A 15,464-nucleotide genomic window follows, 5' to 3' on the forward strand; every position below is an offset into this window, starting at 1 on the left:
GGACTTTTCGTTATCTCAAGGAGCTCCAGATGAACAAGGAACAAGTCACAGGCCGTATCAAGGAAGCTGCAGGCGAAGTGCAAGAGCATGTCGGCCGCGCCATTGGCAGCAAAGAGCAGGAACTCAAGGGCCACATCCGCGAACAAGAGGGCAAGGCCGAGAAGAATGTCGGCGACGCAGTCGCCAAGGTGGACGACCTGATCGACGACGCGGCAGACAAACTGAAGAACCGCTGAGCCAGCGCGTTCCATGCCGGGCGGGCTGCAATGCACGCTCGCGACATGAACGCACACTCACCAGATCATCGCCCGGCCTCGCTCGGGCGATTTTTCATTGTTCAGCGATAGAACGCTTCGACAGGACCTTTGAGCTTGATCATCACAGGGTTGCCCTTGCGGTCCACCGTCTTGCCCGACGGCACACTGACCCAGCCTTCGCTGATGCAGTATTCCTCGACATCTCGCCTCTCCTTGCCATTGAAGCGAATACCGATGTCGTGCTGGAAAATTTCGGCGACATGAAACTTGCTCGACGGATCGGCCGAGAGGCGGTCGGGCAATGCTGGCTTGGCAGCGGCGGGGTTGGGTGTGTTGTTCTCTTCCATCGCCCTATTGTCGCGCGCTTGACCCACCCCATGTGCGGTGGCAGACTCCGCGTTCCCATCCACCGCCACAGGAGACAAAGCAATGACGAACACGCCCCTTGCCCTCATCCTGTCGGCCGCCTGATCTATTCAGCGCTTCCCCAGATCACAGATTGATCACCGCAAGGTGATTCCCGCAAGGTGATCCCCGCAAGGTGATCCCCGCAAGGTGATCCCCGCGAGTTGATTCCCGCGAGTTGATCGCCGCTGTTTCAGCGGCCGGCATCCACACCCCTTCCTCAGGCCCGGCGTGCATGGCGCACGCACGGGTCACCTGTTCGCGCCCTGCGCGCGAGCGAAGCACTGGATTGCACCCCACAATGATCGATTTCGATTTCGCAAAACTGCGCAGGATCGGGCTCAACCAAGAGCTCATCCAGCACATTGCCTCTTTAACCTCAACCTCGGCTGTACCGGCCAACGCAGACGACGCCACCCAGCTCATGCGCATCGTCGAAACCCAGCGTGACCAGTTCACGCTGCACGATGGAGATTCACAGCACCGCGCACGCGCTGCGACGCGACTGCTCCATGTCCTGCAAGCGCAGGCCACAACGCTTGCCGTGGGCGACTGGGTCCTCGTGCAGCAGCACGCGCCCGGCGATTGGTGGATCACCACCCGCATACCGCCCTTCACCCACATCGCGCGGCGCGCCAACGACGGGCGGCGCCAGTCGCTCGCGAGCAATATCGACACCGCATTGCTCGCGATGGGCCTGGACGCAGACTTCAACCCGCGGCGCATGGAGCGCTACATCGCAATGGCCGGCGCCGCGGGTGTCGCGCCCGTCGTGGTGCTGACCAAGGCGGACATTGGCACCAACGTGCAGCAGCGCGTCGCCGAACTGCGCGAGCGACTGCCCGCGAACCTGCCCATCATTGCCGTCAACGGACTCGATGCACAGGCACGCGTCGAACTCGCGCCGTGGCTCGGCGCGGGCCAGACGCTGGTGCTGCTCGGCTCGTCAGGTGCAGGCAAATCAACGCTTACCAATACGTTGACGTGCGAGCCATTGCAAGACACGGGCCCCGTGCGGCGAGGCGATGGCCGCGGCCAGCACACGACAACGTCACGCTCGCTGCACCTGTGCAGTGAAGGCGCCTGCATCATCGACACACCCGGCCTGCGGACCTGGCGGCCCGATGCGGACAGCGAAGCACTCGCCGCCACGTTCGACGACATCGAGATGCTGGCAAAAGCATGCCAGTTCCGCGACTGCCGGCATCAGGGCGAGCCAGGCTGCAACGTGGCCGCGCACGTGGCCGCAGACCGGCTGCTCAACTTCCACAAGCTCATGCGCGATGCCGCACGCAGCGAGCAGACACCGCTCGACCGCATTGCCGAGCGGTCGAAGTGGAAGTCGCTGCACAAGGCAAGTGCAGCGCGACTTCGCAACAAGCGGCCCTAGTGAGCCGCGCGAGCGTGAAGGTCAGTGACGCGCCGAAGCAGCGCGCGCGAGCAGGCAGATGTCCACAGTCTCGGCGGTCTGCGCGAGGTTGCGCTCGAAGCCAGGTGGTGCGGGCCGCCGGTTGCCGTAGAGCGCCAGAAGCGACTTGCGGTCCTGGGCACTGCACAGCTTCGTGTGCCAGCGCGGCACGCGCGCCACCGACTCCTCAGGCATGCGGCGCTGCAACGCGTCGAAGTGCTGTTGCATGAAGCCCAGCAAGGCGACGGCGTTCTGCGCCTCCTCGGATGCGCCTTCGAAAATCCTCGACGACTCGCGCGCGTCGAGCTGGGGAGACAGGGCGAGCTCGAACGCGCGCTGGCGCTGGACGGGGTCGCGCAGGTGGCCCAGCGCTTCGAAGATCTCTGAGCGGACGGTGATCTCATCCGACTTGGCAAGCGCAGCAGACATGGCGTCAAACAGTGCTGCATCGCCGTCATAGGCAGCCGTCTGCAACACGTAGCGCGTCATGGCGCCCAGCGCGCCGCGGTCGCCGCCAAGCCAGGCCAATGCCAGCGAACGCGCTTGCGACCGCAGCTGAGCATCGCTGGCGATCTCCGCGACAAGCGGGACCACCACGCCCCGCAGGCGCTTGACCGCATCGCTGTCGCCGGGCTGGGCCAGCCAGCCGAGCTGCGCCGCGCGGGCGCCGAAGTGCTCGCGCACCCAGCCGCCGAGCGCCTGGTCGCGACCGGTGTCGAACAGCGCGGGATTGAGCTCGCCCACAACGTGTGCGGCTGCACCGACGACCGCGGGCCGTGCGTCAGCAGTGAACGGCTTGATCGAGGCGAGCAGCTGCTGCCACGGCAGCGCGCCGGAGCCGGCGAGCAGCGCCTGGTCGTTGATGAACGTGGTGGCCTCCTGCTCGTTGAACTGCGACGCCGGCAGTGCTGCAGCGGCCCTGGGCTCCAGGCGCGAGAGGTAGTAACCCACGCCGCCGGGGTTGGGCAGCACCCATGCCGGGCACGAGGCACCCGCAGCCAGCTCGATGCGTTCTTGCTGTTCGCGCATCATGGTGCACACAGGCTTGCCGCCCGCATCACCTTCGACACGCATGCACACCGGCAGCGTCCAGCGCTGCGCAGCCTTGCCCGCAGGCGCGAGCGGCTCGAAGCGGCTCTGGCGCAGCACGACGGCCGCCGCCTGGCGTGAGCAATCGATCATGAAGTCGATCACCGGCAGGCCCGGCTGCAACACGAAGCTCGCGAAGCCCTGCGCCACCACCGGGTCGCTCTGGCCAATCGCGGCAAAGAAGTCTTCGGCTGACGCATTGCCCCACGCGTGCTTGTTCAGGTAGGCGCGAACGCCATCGCGAAACTTCTCCTGCCCCACGTGCTGCTCGAACATCGTGAGGATGGCGCCGCCCTTGTCGTAAGTGATGCGGTCAAAGGCGTTGCCCAGGTCATCCCTTGTGCGCACGGGCTGGCGGATCTGCCGTGTGGAGCTCAGCCGGTCAGTGCCCATGGCCTCGTTGCGCTCGCGCTGGCGGAACGAAACCACATCCCATTCGGGCCTGTACTGGCCCACGACCTTGCGCGCCATCCACGTGGCGAAGGACTCGTTGAGCCACACGTCGTCCCACCACTTCATCGTGACGAGGTCGCCAAACCACTGGTGCGCGATTTCGTGTGCGCCGATGCTGGTGTAGTACTGCTTGAACCGGTCGTTCTCACGCTCTGGCGTGGCAGTGAGCAAGCCCGACTGGTAGGTGATCATTCCCGGGTTTTCCATCGCACCGAACGCGATCGTGATCGGAATGGCCACGCTGTCGAACTTGGCGTAGGGATACGGGCGGCCGAAATATTCTTCGAGCAGTTCAACGAGCTTTGGCGTCGTCTCCTTCGCGTAGCGCGTCTGCGAGGCGCGGCCCTTCGGCACGATGTAGCGAAGCGGTGTCTTGTTGATGCCAGCGGTGCCGCCATCGACCACATCGAACGGCCCGGCAGCAAATGCGACGAGGTACGTCGGCAATGGCGGCGTTGTCTTGAAGCGCACCTGCTTCATGCCGCCTTCGATGTCTTTCTCGGACTCGACCGGATTGTTCGTGACCGCGACATGCTCGCGCCTGACGTTCATCGTCAGCGTCCAGGGCGTCTTCCAGCGCGGCTCGTCGAAGGACGGAAACGCACGGCGTGCATCCACGGCCTCGAACTGCGTGTACGCATACCATTCGCCGCGCTCCTTCTGCTTGAACGCACCGCGCGTTTCGTTGAGCGAGAAGCGCGCCGCGTACGCAATGGACAGCCTGGCGGGGCCGGCAGGAATGGTCTTGCCAAACTGCAGGCCGATGAAGTCCTTGCCGCCGCGAATGGCTTTCGCCACGAATTTCGCTCGGCCCGAAGTCAGCGTTGCCTGCCTGATCTCAAGGTCTGAGCCATTGATCCAGAAGAACGAGAGCGGCTTTGCAAGATCGACATCAATGTCGACGCGCCCGGTGATACCCGGCTTGTCGGGAACCACGGTCACATCGAGCGCGTACGCCAGCGGTTTGACGTCGTCGCCAAGTTGCATGACTGGCGGCTGGGGCGCCGCTGCGAGCGCAAGGGCCGGGAGGCTCAATGCAAGCGCGGCGAGAGCCGCCAGCGCCTTGAAGGGAAGTTGGAAGCGATGGGCCATGGCGCGCCATGATAGACGCGCGATGCCCATAGCGCAGGCTAATGGCTAGCGCTTGTTGCGAATGGGAACGTTCATCTCTTCAGGCTTGATCTCGCGCACCAGTTCCGGCACGCCCCAAGCAAACGCCGGGTCGTTCTTGATGCGGAAGTGATACATCGACTGCATCGCCTGGTGGTCTTCCTTGCGGAAGGTCATCTTGCCCTTGGGCGTCTCGAAGCTCATGCCTTCCATGGCCGCAATCATCTTCTCGGCATTGGTGTCGCCGTTCGTCTTCTTCATCGCGGCCACGATGGCACCCGCAGCGCTGAAGCCGCCGGCCGTGAAGAAGTCCGGCGGCTGCTTGAACTGCCTGTAGTGGTTCGCGACGAGCCACTCGTTGGCCGGATTTTTCGGCATGCCGAAGTAGTAGTAGGCCGCGCCTTCCATACCCGGGAACTGCTTGTACGCCACCATCGCGGGCAGGATGTTGCCGCCGCTGGCCACGTCAATGCCATAGCGCTGCTTGAGGTTCTGCGCAGCCAGTGCGTTGAACGGCGGCGTGGCGCCCGCCCACACGACGGAGATGTATTTGCGGCCCGGCTTGTCTTTGAGCTGGTCGACCAGGCGCTGGATGCCAGCGGTGAAGTCGGATGTGTTGGGCGGCAGGTATTCCTCATGGACGATCTTGGCCTTCTTGAGTGAATCCTTGAATGCCTTGATACCGTCGCGGCCAAACGCGTAGTCTTGCGCGAGCGTGCCGATCGACACGTCGGCGAAGTCGGCGACGGCGGCGTTGGCCAGTGCGTCCTGGCTGCTGTTGCGGCCCGTGCGGAAGATGTACTTGTTCCATTTCTCGCCGGTGATCGCGTCGGCCACTGCGGGCTCGACGATCAGGATCTTCTTGTATTCCTCGGCGACGGGCAGCATGGCCAGTGCCACGGCGCTCGACGTGGGGCCGAGTGCGAAGTCAACCTTGTCGTCGCCATAGGCCGCAGCCAGCAGGCTCTTGCCCACGTCGGGCTTGCCCTGGTCGTCCTTTTCGAGGATCACGATCTTCTTGCCGCCCACCGTCATGGTGCCGTTGGTGTAGTAGTCCAGGCCCATCATCAGGCCGGTCTGTGTCTGCTTGGCATAGGCCTCCAGCGGCCCGGTCTTGCTGTAGATGTGCGCGACGCGGATTTGCTTGTTCTGGGCTTGCGCGGGTGCGGCGATCAGGGTCACGGCAGCGGCAAGCGCCGTGAGCAGGAACTGGTTGCGTTTCATGGGGTGGCTCCGTCTGTGGCTGATGTGTTGAACAACTGCAAGCCTAAACCATTCCAGTCCTCAAGCTTTCCGCTTGCGAGCAGGCGCCTTCGCGCGAGGCGCATCAAACGGCAGCCGCGTCTCAGCCTTCACTTCCTTGAGCACCACGCTCGAGCGCACATGCGTCACACCGGGCAGCTTGAAGAGCGTCTCGTGCAGGAATGACTCGTAGCTCTTGATGTCGGGCACGAGCACCTTGAGCACGTAATCGGCTTGCCCGGTGGTGGAGTAACAGCTCACGATCTGCGGGCAGGCGGCCACCTCTTTTTCGAAACGCCGCACCTCGTCTTCGCTGTGCCGCGTGAGGTTGACCTCGGCCAGCACACACAGCGACAAACCGACCTTCTCGCGATCGACCAGCGCTGTGTAGCCGCGGATGATGCCGGCGGCCTCCATCTCTTTCACACGCTTCCAGCACGGCGTGCTCGACAGGCCCACTGCGGTGGCCAGCTGCTGCACCGTCTGGCGCGAATCGCGCTGCAATTCGGTGAGCAACAACACGTCATGGCGGTCGAGGGCATCCATTCTTCGAACTCCTTGAATTGAAGAAGGATATTCTCCACCCGGCTCTGGAACTGCGGAATGGAGAATCAATTTTTTCGCAAAAGTCCCTAAGCTTCGGCATGCCCGACACCATGCCCAAGACCAGCACAGCCTCCCCGCTCGCCCGGCCCGACTACCGCCTTGCAGACAGCCTCTGGGGCACCGGAGGCGCGATCTTCCTCACAGGCACACAAGCGCTCATCCGCATGATGCTCATGCAGCGCCAACGCGACGCAGCCGCCGGCCTGAACTCACGCGGCTTTCTCAGCGGCTACCGCGGCTCGCCGCTCGGCATGGTCGATCAACAGGTGTGGAAGGCCGGCAAGAAGTTTGAAGAAGCCGGCATCCGCTTCCTGCCCGCCATCAACGAAGAGCTTGGCGCGACGGCCGTACTCGGCACGCAGCGCGTTGAATCCGATCCCGACAAGACCTGCGACGGCGTGTTCGCCATGTGGTACGGCAAGGGGCCAGGCGTGGACCGCGCTGGCGACGCGCTCAAGCATGGCAATGCATACGGCGCCTCGCCCCACGGCGGTGTGTTGATGGTGGCGGGGGACGACCACGGCTGCGTGTCGTCATCCATGCCGCATCAAAGCGACCAGGCGTTCCAGTCTTGGCACGCACCCATCGTGTCGCCGGCCAATGTGGCGGAATACCTGGAGTTCGGTTTGTATGGCTGGCAGCTGTCGCGGTTCTCGGGCAACTGGGTGGGGTTCACGGCGCTGAGCGAAGTGGTGGAGAGCGCATCGACAGTTGATCTCGACCTGGTCAACGCGCGCATCGCCGCATGGCAAGGCGCTGATACCGTGCTTGCCGCTACCGGCTACACGCCTCCGGCCACCGGCCTGCACTACCGCTGGCCCGACCTGCCCTCGCTGGTGATCGAGCAGCGGCTGCACGCCAAGCTCGAAGCCGTGCGCGCCTTTGCGCGCGTGAACAGCATCGACAGGCACGTCGTCGAAAGCGCGCAGGCCACCGTCGGCATCGTCACGGCCGGCAAGGCCCACTACGATTTCATGGAAGTGCTGCGGCGGCTGAACATTTCAGAATCGACGCTCGCAGCGCACGGCGTGCGCATCTACAAGCTGGGGCTGACGTACCCGATCGAGCCGACCCGCATGACCGAGTTCGTCAAGGGCTTGAAAGAGGTGCTGGTGATCGAGGAGAAAGGCCCGGTCGTCGAAGAGCAGCTGCGCTCGATGTTCTACAACGCGCCGGTGCGGCCCGCAATCGTCGGCAAGAACGACGCGCGTGGCCGCCCGCTGATCTCGCAGCTGGGCGAGCTGCGGCCTTCGCGGCTCATCGAGATCGTTGCCAACTGGCTGGTCAGCCACTTCAGCGACCTGGACCGCCGCCACTTCGTGCGCGACTTCACGCCGCCCGACTTGCTGTCGAACGCGAGCGACAGCGTCAAGCGCCTGCCGTACTTCTGCGCCGGTTGCCCACACAACACCTCCACCAAAGTGCCCGAGGGCTCGCATGCGCAGGCCGGCATTGGCTGCCACTTCATGGCCAGCTGGATGGACCGCGACACCGAAGGGCTGATCCAGATGGGCGGCGAAGGTGTTGATTGGGTGTCGCACGCGATGTTCACGACCGTGCCCCACGTCTTCCAGAACCTGGGCGACGGCACGTACTACCACTCAGGCTATCTCGCCATTCGCCAGGCCGTCGCGGCCAAGGCCACGCTCACCTACAAGATCCTCTTCAACGACGCCGTTGCGATGACAGGCGGGCAGCCCGTCGATGGAATCATCACGGTGGACGGCATCGCGCGGCAGGTTGAGGCCGAAGGCGTGAAGCAGGTCGTGGTGCTGTCCGACGACATCACGAAGTACGACGCGATCCACCACCGCTTTCCTGCAGGCACCGAATTTCATGACCGCGCCGAACTCGACGCCGTGCAGCGGCGCCTGCGCGAGATGCCGGGCGTCACGGTGCTGATCTACGAGCAGACGTGCGCCGCCGAAAAGCGCCGCCGCCGCAAGAAAGGTGAACTGGTCGACCCGGCGCGGCGCGTGTTCATCAATGAACGCGTGTGCGAAGGCTGCGGCGACTGCTCGGTGCAAAGCAATTGCGTGGCCGTGCTGCCGACGGAAACGCTGCTCGGGCGCAAACGCAAGATCGACCAGAGCAGCTGCAACAAGGACTACTCGTGCGCCAAGGGCTTTTGCCCGAGCTTTGTCGGCGTGCTGGGTGGGCAGCTGCGCAAACGCGCGGGCGCGCTTGGTGGCGGCAAGGCCAATTTCGAGCGTCTCGTCGATGCACTGCTCCGCCCTGCCGCGCACGAGTGGACAGGCCCTTACGACTTGCTTGTGACGGGCGTTGGCGGCACAGGTGTGGTGACGGTGGGCGCGCTCATCTCGATGGCCGCGCACCTGGAAGGCAAGAGCGCGAGCGTGCTCGACTTCATGGGCTTTGCGCAAAAAGGCGGCTCGGTGCTGAGCTTTGTGCGCATCGCCGATGTGCCGCAGCGGCTGAACCAGGTGCGCATCGACACGCAACAGGCCGACGCGATTCTGGCGTGCGACCTGGTGGTGGGCGCTTCGGCAGATGCGCTCGTCACGGTGCGCCACGGCCGCACGAAGATTCTGGCCAACACGCATCAAGTGCCGGTGGCCGAGAGCCTGCGCAACCCCGACGCGAGCCTGAAAGTGCCGGAGCTGATCGAGAAGCTGCGCTTTGCGGCGGGCGCCGACCGCGTGGAGACACTCGAAGCGCAATCGCTCGCGGAAACGTTCCTGGGCGACTCGATTTACTCCAACATCGTCGCGATGGGTTACGCGTGGCAGCGCGGGCTGATACCCGTCAGCTTCGAGGCCATGCTGCATGCGATCGGCCTGAACAACGTGGCGGTGGAAAACAACAAGCTCGCGTTCTCGCTCGGCCGGCTTGCTGCGGCTGATCCGCAGGCCGTCCAGTCGCTGTTGACGCAGGGCGACGAGCTCGACGCGCCCGCTGTCGAGTCGCTCGATGCAATGCTCGCGCGTGCGAAGTTGCACCTCACGGCTTACCAGGACGCGGCCTATGCCAAGCGCTATGAAGACTTCATCCAGGCCGTGCGTGCGCGCGAGTCGCAGCTTGATGCACAGCTGCCCTTCACCCGTGCCGTTGCCAGCAGCTTGCTGAAGCTGATGGCCTACAAAGACGAATACGAGGTCGCGCGCCTGTACGCCGATGGCGAATTCCTCAAGTCGCTCCACCACCAGTTCGAAGGCGACGTGAAGCTGGAGTTCTACATGGCGCCGCCGGCGTTGTCGAAATCGAAAGACGGCAAGCCGCCGCGCAAGGTCGTGATGGGCAGCTGGATGATGAATGCGCTGCGTGTGCTCAAGCATGGCCGCAAGCTGCGTGGGACTGCGCTTGACGTGTTCGGCAAAACGGATGAGCGGCGCATGGAGCGCGAGCTGATCGGCAGCTTCATGCAGCGCATCGAAGCCATGTTGCCTGCGCTCACGCCAGAGCGTCTGAAAGTCGCCACCGACATCGCCTCATTGCCGATGCAGATGCGCGGCTACGGCCATGTGAAGCTCGCCAATGTTGCGGTGACGCGTGCTCGCGAGGCCGAGCTGCTGCATCGCTTTGATCCGCAGGTGTATCCGCGGCCTGCAGTGTCGAAAGCTGCCGGGCAGATTCGGGGGATACGGGTGACGACGGCTGCTTGAGTCACTCGGCCGTTCGGGGTGGGCCGCGGCCGATGGGTGGCCCACCCCGAACGCAACGCGAGGCCCTTACTCCACAGTGGCGCCACGAAAGCAGGACAAGCGACCGAATCACCGGGGAGATCAGCCCGGCTTGCCATCGACCCGCTTGCGCGTGAGGACTGGCCAGAAGCGAATGGCATAGATCGCGAACCCTGCGCTCCAGCAGACACCAGCGATGGTGACGGCCGCGACAGTCGCGCCCGGCGAAATGAGTGGCAGCGCGACGCGCACTAACGCTGCAACAACAACCAGCACATACGCCACTGTCTCGGATCGACCCGCCTTCATCAGGCGCCCGGTGTGTCCGCGTGCGGTGCGCGTGATCATGCCCAGGATGACACCACCGGCTGCACCCACTGCGAGCGCATGCGTGGCAGACGACGACGTGACCCAACCCACTTCGGCCAACGCGCGCAGGAACAAGTGAATCGGGATCCACACGTAGCCCGCATGAAGAATCCAGACGATGGGCGTGCGCGTCGTGGTCCACGGATGCCACAGGCTCCAGCGCACGGCCTGCGCAATGCCGCAAGCGGCGAGCAACGGCGCCATCCAGGCACTGCCTATGCCGGCGATGTCGCAGACCAGGATGGCCACGGTCGTGCCGATGACGGCCTTCTCAAGCACTTCGATTCGACGTGCGCCCGCGCCGGGCACGCCGTTGTTCGTGAACATGGGTATCACGCGGCCACCCATCACCGTGAGCATGACAAGCACAACGTCGAGTCCGGCCTGTATCGCCCATCGCGGAGAAATACTGACAACACCCCACTGCGCGAGATAGAACAGCACATCGATGGCCGCGAGCACCAGCAGTAACACAACGAAGAAATAGTTGCGACGGTTGCGGCTCTTGAGCAGCGGCTTGCCAATGCCCACGGCCGCCAGCAATGGGAATGCGACATCGACAATCGCCGCGGCTGTGACATAGGGCGTGACGGACAGCACGCGAGCAAGCATCCACACCAGCACCATCACCGCGAGCAGCACGCCTCTTGGTGTGGGCTGTCCCGTCCAGTTGCTGCCCGCCGTGAAGAGAAAGCCCACGATGATCGCGAGCACAAAGCCGAACAGCATCTCGTGCGCATGCCAGAGCGGACCGGGCAAGTACGTGATGCTGGCAATGCCCGTGAACTGCAACACCCACAACAGGATCGACACGCTGGCGAATGTTGCACCCACCAGGTAGAACGGCCGAAAGCCCAGCTGCCAGAACGCACCGCTCAACACCCGTTCGCCCTGCTGCGGCTCTTCAATGCGGTGCACGAAGCTCCTTGCTGCGCACAAAAAGCAATTGCGCAATCTGGTCGCGGTTGCTCACCACTTCTTCCAGCGTGTAGCTGTCCAGCACGAGATAGAAGGCATCCACCGCTTCTTGCAGTGCACCCGAGAGCATGCAGATCGGCGTGATGCAGCAATTGCCGCCTTCAAGCGCGAAGCACTCGGCAGGCATCGCATCGCCTTCGGTGCTGCGCACGACTTCGCCGACGACGATGGCGCTCGCGTCGCGGGCCAGGCGCATGCCGCCGCCTTTGCCGCGCGTCGTCGTGATCCAGCCCTCCTTGCCCAGGAAGTGAACGACCTTGGTCAGGTGGTTCTCCTTGATGTCGAAAGCAGTGGCAATGGCCGAGATCGTGGCCTGCTCCTGCGGACGGGTCGCGAGGTACATCAGCACACGAAGTGAGTAGTCGGTAAAGGCAGTCAGGCGCATGTCGCCATCATGCCGCAGCGAGTTTGTGCACGCCCTTGACCAGCACGGCGTCCGCACCACCGAGCTTGGCCGACTTCGCTGCCACGCGGCCATCACGATCGAGCAGTGTGACCAGCGTCGAGTGGTTGAATTCCCCGTTGGTCAGGCGCCGGTACTGGATGCCGAGCACCGCCGCCACTTTGCGGGCGGTGGCCTCGTCACAGCGTGCGAGCGTCCATTGCGAATCGCAGTTGCGCTGGTCCGCGGTTTTCTTCAGCACCGCGACCGAATCGCGCGCCGGGTCAAAGCTGACCATCAACACGCGCACCGCCTTGCGCTCTGACACAGGCACAGCAGCCAGCACCGCATGGATCGTCTCGAAGATCATCGGGCAGACCATGTCGCAGGAGGAATAGAACATGCTCACGAGCACGGGTGTGCCCCGCATGGCGTCGAGCTCCAGCGCATGGCCATCCTGGTCGACCAGCGATGCACGCATCTGGTAGACCGAGTCGCCCGGCAGTGGCGGCGCTGCTTGTGACAAGCGAGGCAGCGCAACGAGAGCGCCAGCTGCGGCAAGCGATACGAGCACATCGCGCCGGTTCAATAGTGTCTGGTTCATGGTGTTGTTCCTGCATCGCGTACACACCGGAAGCCCAAGGAGGCTGTGGTGTCCGCAGCGTTGAGCGACGACAGCAGTGCAATGCGCATGACGACTGCATAGCTGTCCTTGTCGATGATGTTGATGGCGCCTGCGCCGCAGAACTTCAGCAAGTCCGCGTCGCCCTGCGTGCGGCTGTCGCCCGCAATGAAAAGCGCGTTGAAGTCGTCGACCCATTCCCACACAAGGCCGTGCATGTCGCGCACGCCGTACACGTTGGGCTCGCCACCCACCCTGCCGGGCGTGTCGCCCGTGGGCTGCGAATACCACGAGAGGATGCGCTGGCGCCATGCCGGGTCGCGCCGCGCGTCGGTGCGCGTCGCATCGGCGGCGGCGGCGTATTCCCATTCAAGCCAGGTGGGCAGGCGCGCGCCCTCGCTCTCGCAAAAGGCGCGTGCAGCAAACCAGCTCACATCAGTCACCGGGGCGGCGGCGTCGCCCGCCGGGCCCGCCGCCGCCGTGGCGGACTTCCACGAGGCCAGGTAGCGGCGTTCGGCCAGCGTCGCGGGCACCTCGCCCTTTTGCCACTGCGGGTACGCACGGACGAAGGCTTCATACTGCGCCACCGTGACGGGCGTGGAGCGCATCGCAAAGCTGGTGATCTCCACCGGCGTTGAAACGGTTGGCGCCAGTCCCTGCGGCAGCACGCTCTCGAATGTCCCGCCCGGAACGGGCACGTATGTTGCCGCGATCGCCGGCGTTGCCAGCTGCACCGCCAGCACGGTCACGATTGTCGCAAGGGCTTTCATCACGCGCGGGCGCAATTCAATGACCGGTGGCCGATTTGGCCGGTGCGGGCGGCGTGGCGCGCACCTTGCGCACATCCTCCTTCGACACGGTGCCGCCCGGGTTGCCCCAGCTGTTCATCACGTAGGTCAGGATGTTGGCGACTTCGTCGTCATTCAACTGGTTCATCGGCGGCATCACGGAGTTGTAGGGCTGGCCGTTCACGGTGACGGCGCCGGTCAGTCCGTGCAGCACCACGCTCATGGCGCGCTTGAGATCGGCGGCCAGGTAGTCAGACTTCGCCAGCGGCGGGAACACGCCGGGCAGGCCGGCACCGTTCGCCTGGTGGCACACCGAGCACGTGCCGGCAAAAAGCGCCTGCCCTGCCTTGACCTGCTCCTCCTGCGTGAGGTTGCCGGCGACAGCCGATTGCGTTGCACGACTCACCGCCGCCATGTTGGTGCCAGCACGGTCGCCCAGGTAGACAGAGTCCAGCTCCTTGCCGGAGTAGATCGCCTTGTTCTCGGGCCCTTCGATCTTCAGGATGGCGAGCGCCCCCTTGTTGAACGCACGGAAGATCGAGTGATCAACCAGCACGTAACTGCCTGGCACCTTGGCCGTGAACGTCACCACGGCTGCGCCGCCCGCCGGGATGAGCGTGGTCTGCACGTTCTTCTGCACGTTGGTGCCGCCTTCATAGCGCACCTGGTCAAAGATCGCGCCGATCACGTGAAAGCTGGACACCAGATTCGGCCCGCCGTTGCCCACGAAGATGCGAACCTTCTCGCCGACCTTGGCCAGCATCGCCTTGTCGCCGGTGAGTGCGCCTTCGGCGCCGTTGAAGAGCACATAGGTGGGCTGCTCGGCGATGGCCTTTTCCATATCGAAGGGCTGCGTGCCCTTCTCGCGGTATTTGCCGGTGGTGTAGAAGTCGCCCTGCATCACGTAGTACTCGTGGTCGACCTTCGGCAGGCCCTGTGGCGGCTCCACCAGGATCAGGCCGTACATGCCGTTGGCAACGTGCATGCCCACGGGCGCCGTGGCGCAGTGATAGACATAGATGCCTTCGTTGAGCGCCTTGAACGTGAACTGCGACTCATGGCCTGGTGCCGTGAAGCTCGATGCAGCGCCGCCGCCCGGGCCGGTCACGCCGTGCAGGTCGATGTTGTGCGGCATCTTGCTGCCCGGATGGTTCTTCAGGTGGAACTCCACCGTGTCGCCCTGGCGCACACGAATGAAGCTGCCCGGCGTGGTGCCGCCGAACGTCCAGAACATGTACTTCACGCCCTCGGAGATCTCCATTTCCTTTTCGATCACTTCGAGCTCGACGATCACCTTGGCCGGGTAGTTGCGGCCCGTGGGTGGCGGCACCTGCGGCGGGCTCGTGAGCACGGCGCGAATGACCGGGCCGCGCGGTGGCCCGAAGTCTCCGGCGTCTTTGGGCGCTGCGCAGGCGAGCGTCGCAAAGCCGAGTCCTGCAATGAGTGCGAGTGCACGCGCAATGGTTCTGGCGGTTTTCATCGTGGGTTCCTTCATGGAATTTATTAGGTGCATTTGCCGTGCACCTTATTCCCGCCGCCGGACGCGTCGCTTGACATGGATCAACTGATCCCAAGCCGATGGCCCGGCGCCGGACGAGCGGTAATATTTGGATTCCAGCGACTCCACCAGGAACGATCCATGCCCTTCGCCGCCTTGAAAGGCACCGCCGCGTGCCTGCTTGTCGCACTGACAGGAGCAACTGCCATTGCACAGACAACACCCCCGCCCGCCTACGACCCCGCGCTAGCCGCGTCTCTCGGCGCTGACGAGCGCGGCATGCGCAGCTATGTCTTTGTGGTGCTCAAGACCGGGCCAAACAAAATGCCCGCCGGCCCCGAGCGAGACGAGATGTTCAAGGGGCACTTCGCGAACATGACGCGGCTGGCCACGCAAGGCAAGCTTGCGGCGGCCGGCCCGTTCGATGGCAAGGAAGGCTGGCGCGGCATGTTCATCTACGCCGTGAAAACCATCGAAGAAGCCAAGCAGCTCACGGCGACTGACCCCGTCATCATCAATGGCGAGATGGTCGCGGAGTATCACGCGCTGTATGCGTCAGCTGCGCTGATGCAGGTGACCGATACGCACCTGCGCATCAGCAAGCCCTGACCAGCAA

At 64.1% G+C, this 15,464-nt stretch carries 13 protein-coding genes; 4 read left to right on the forward strand and 9 right to left on the reverse strand.

Features of this window, described 5'->3' with window-relative positions; all coding sequences use genetic code 11:
* Positions 1-29: 29 nt before the first annotated feature.
* The gene (locus GHT07_RS17045; protein ID WP_153586301.1) at positions 30-236 is read left to right on the forward strand and encodes a CsbD family protein; all 207 of its coding nucleotides are present in this window, start codon (positions 30-32) and stop codon (positions 234-236) included.
* A gap of 101 nt (positions 237-337) precedes the next feature.
* Here the strand turns inward: GHT07_RS17045 and GHT07_RS17050 are convergent, their stop codons facing one another.
* Positions 338-604: a DUF3297 family protein gene (locus GHT07_RS17050; protein WP_153586302.1), complete on the reverse strand. Its 267-nt coding sequence runs from the start codon at positions 602-604 to the stop codon at positions 338-340.
* 359 nt (positions 605-963) lie between these two features.
* On the opposite strand from GHT07_RS17050, the gene rsgA reads away from it, so the two are divergent.
* The gene (rsgA, locus tag GHT07_RS17055; RefSeq protein ID WP_153586303.1) at positions 964-2,052 is read left to right on the forward strand and encodes a ribosome small subunit-dependent GTPase A; all 1,089 of its coding nucleotides are present in this window, start codon (positions 964-966) and stop codon (positions 2,050-2,052) included.
* Positions 2,053-2,073: 21 nt separating this feature from the next.
* On the opposite strand, the gene GHT07_RS17060 is transcribed toward rsgA, so the two are convergent.
* Genes GHT07_RS17060 through GHT07_RS17070 form a run of 3 tightly spaced genes read right to left on the reverse strand, consistent with a single transcriptional unit; the run spans position 2,074 to position 6,510 of the window.
* Positions 2,074-4,704: a M1 family metallopeptidase gene (locus GHT07_RS17060; protein ID WP_194792974.1), complete on the reverse strand. Its 2,631-nt coding sequence runs from the start codon at positions 4,702-4,704 to the stop codon at positions 2,074-2,076.
* A gap of 45 nt (positions 4,705-4,749) precedes the next feature.
* Complete coding sequence (locus GHT07_RS17065; RefSeq protein WP_153586305.1) at positions 4,750-5,946, reverse strand: substrate-binding domain-containing protein; 1,197 nt, start codon at positions 5,944-5,946, stop codon at positions 4,750-4,752.
* 60 nt (positions 5,947-6,006) lie between these two features.
* Positions 6,007-6,510 carry an Lrp/AsnC family transcriptional regulator gene (locus GHT07_RS17070; RefSeq protein ID WP_153586306.1) on the reverse strand — a complete coding sequence of 168 codons (504 nt, stop codon included), beginning with the start codon at positions 6,508-6,510 and terminating at the stop codon, positions 6,007-6,009.
* Between the two features lie 98 nt (positions 6,511-6,608).
* Between GHT07_RS17070 and GHT07_RS17075 the strand changes: the two genes are divergently transcribed.
* A complete protein-coding gene (locus GHT07_RS17075) occupies positions 6,609-10,193 on the forward strand; it encodes an indolepyruvate ferredoxin oxidoreductase family protein (protein ID WP_228488404.1) in 3,585 nt (1,194 codons plus the stop codon).
* Between the two features lie 120 nt (positions 10,194-10,313).
* Here the strand turns inward: GHT07_RS17075 and GHT07_RS17080 are convergent, their stop codons facing one another.
* The 5 genes from GHT07_RS17080 to nirK are packed head-to-tail and all read right to left on the reverse strand — an operon-like array spanning position 10,314 to position 14,830.
* Positions 10,314-11,498: an NnrS family protein gene (locus tag GHT07_RS17080; protein ID WP_323740980.1), complete on the reverse strand. Its 1,185-nt coding sequence runs from the start codon at positions 11,496-11,498 to the stop codon at positions 10,314-10,316.
* Positions 11,485-11,943, reverse strand: coding sequence for an RrF2 family transcriptional regulator (locus GHT07_RS17085; RefSeq protein WP_153586307.1), 459 nt, complete (start codon positions 11,941-11,943; stop codon positions 11,485-11,487). The genes GHT07_RS17080 and GHT07_RS17085 overlap by 14 nt, the downstream gene beginning before the upstream one ends.
* Before the next feature lie 7 nt (positions 11,944-11,950).
* Complete coding sequence (locus GHT07_RS17090; protein WP_153586308.1) at positions 11,951-12,544, reverse strand: SCO family protein; 594 nt, start codon at positions 12,542-12,544, stop codon at positions 11,951-11,953.
* Complete coding sequence (locus tag GHT07_RS17095; RefSeq protein ID WP_153586309.1) at positions 12,541-13,332, reverse strand: formylglycine-generating enzyme family protein; 792 nt, start codon at positions 13,330-13,332, stop codon at positions 12,541-12,543. The genes GHT07_RS17090 and GHT07_RS17095 overlap by 4 nt, the downstream gene beginning before the upstream one ends.
* Before the next feature lie 16 nt (positions 13,333-13,348).
* Positions 13,349-14,830, reverse strand: coding sequence for a copper-containing nitrite reductase (gene nirK, locus GHT07_RS17100; RefSeq protein ID WP_153586310.1), 1,482 nt, complete (start codon positions 14,828-14,830; stop codon positions 13,349-13,351).
* A gap of 159 nt (positions 14,831-14,989) precedes the next feature.
* Here nirK and GHT07_RS17105 point away from each other — a divergent pair, with 159 nt between their 5' ends.
* The gene (locus GHT07_RS17105; protein ID WP_194792975.1) at positions 14,990-15,457 is read left to right on the forward strand and encodes a YciI family protein; all 468 of its coding nucleotides are present in this window, start codon (positions 14,990-14,992) and stop codon (positions 15,455-15,457) included.
* Positions 15,458-15,464 lie beyond the last annotated feature (7 nt).

The organism is Caenimonas koreensis DSM 17982 (genome assembly GCF_009646335.1).
GTDB lineage: Bacteria > Pseudomonadota > Gammaproteobacteria > Burkholderiales > Burkholderiaceae_C > Ramlibacter > Ramlibacter koreensis.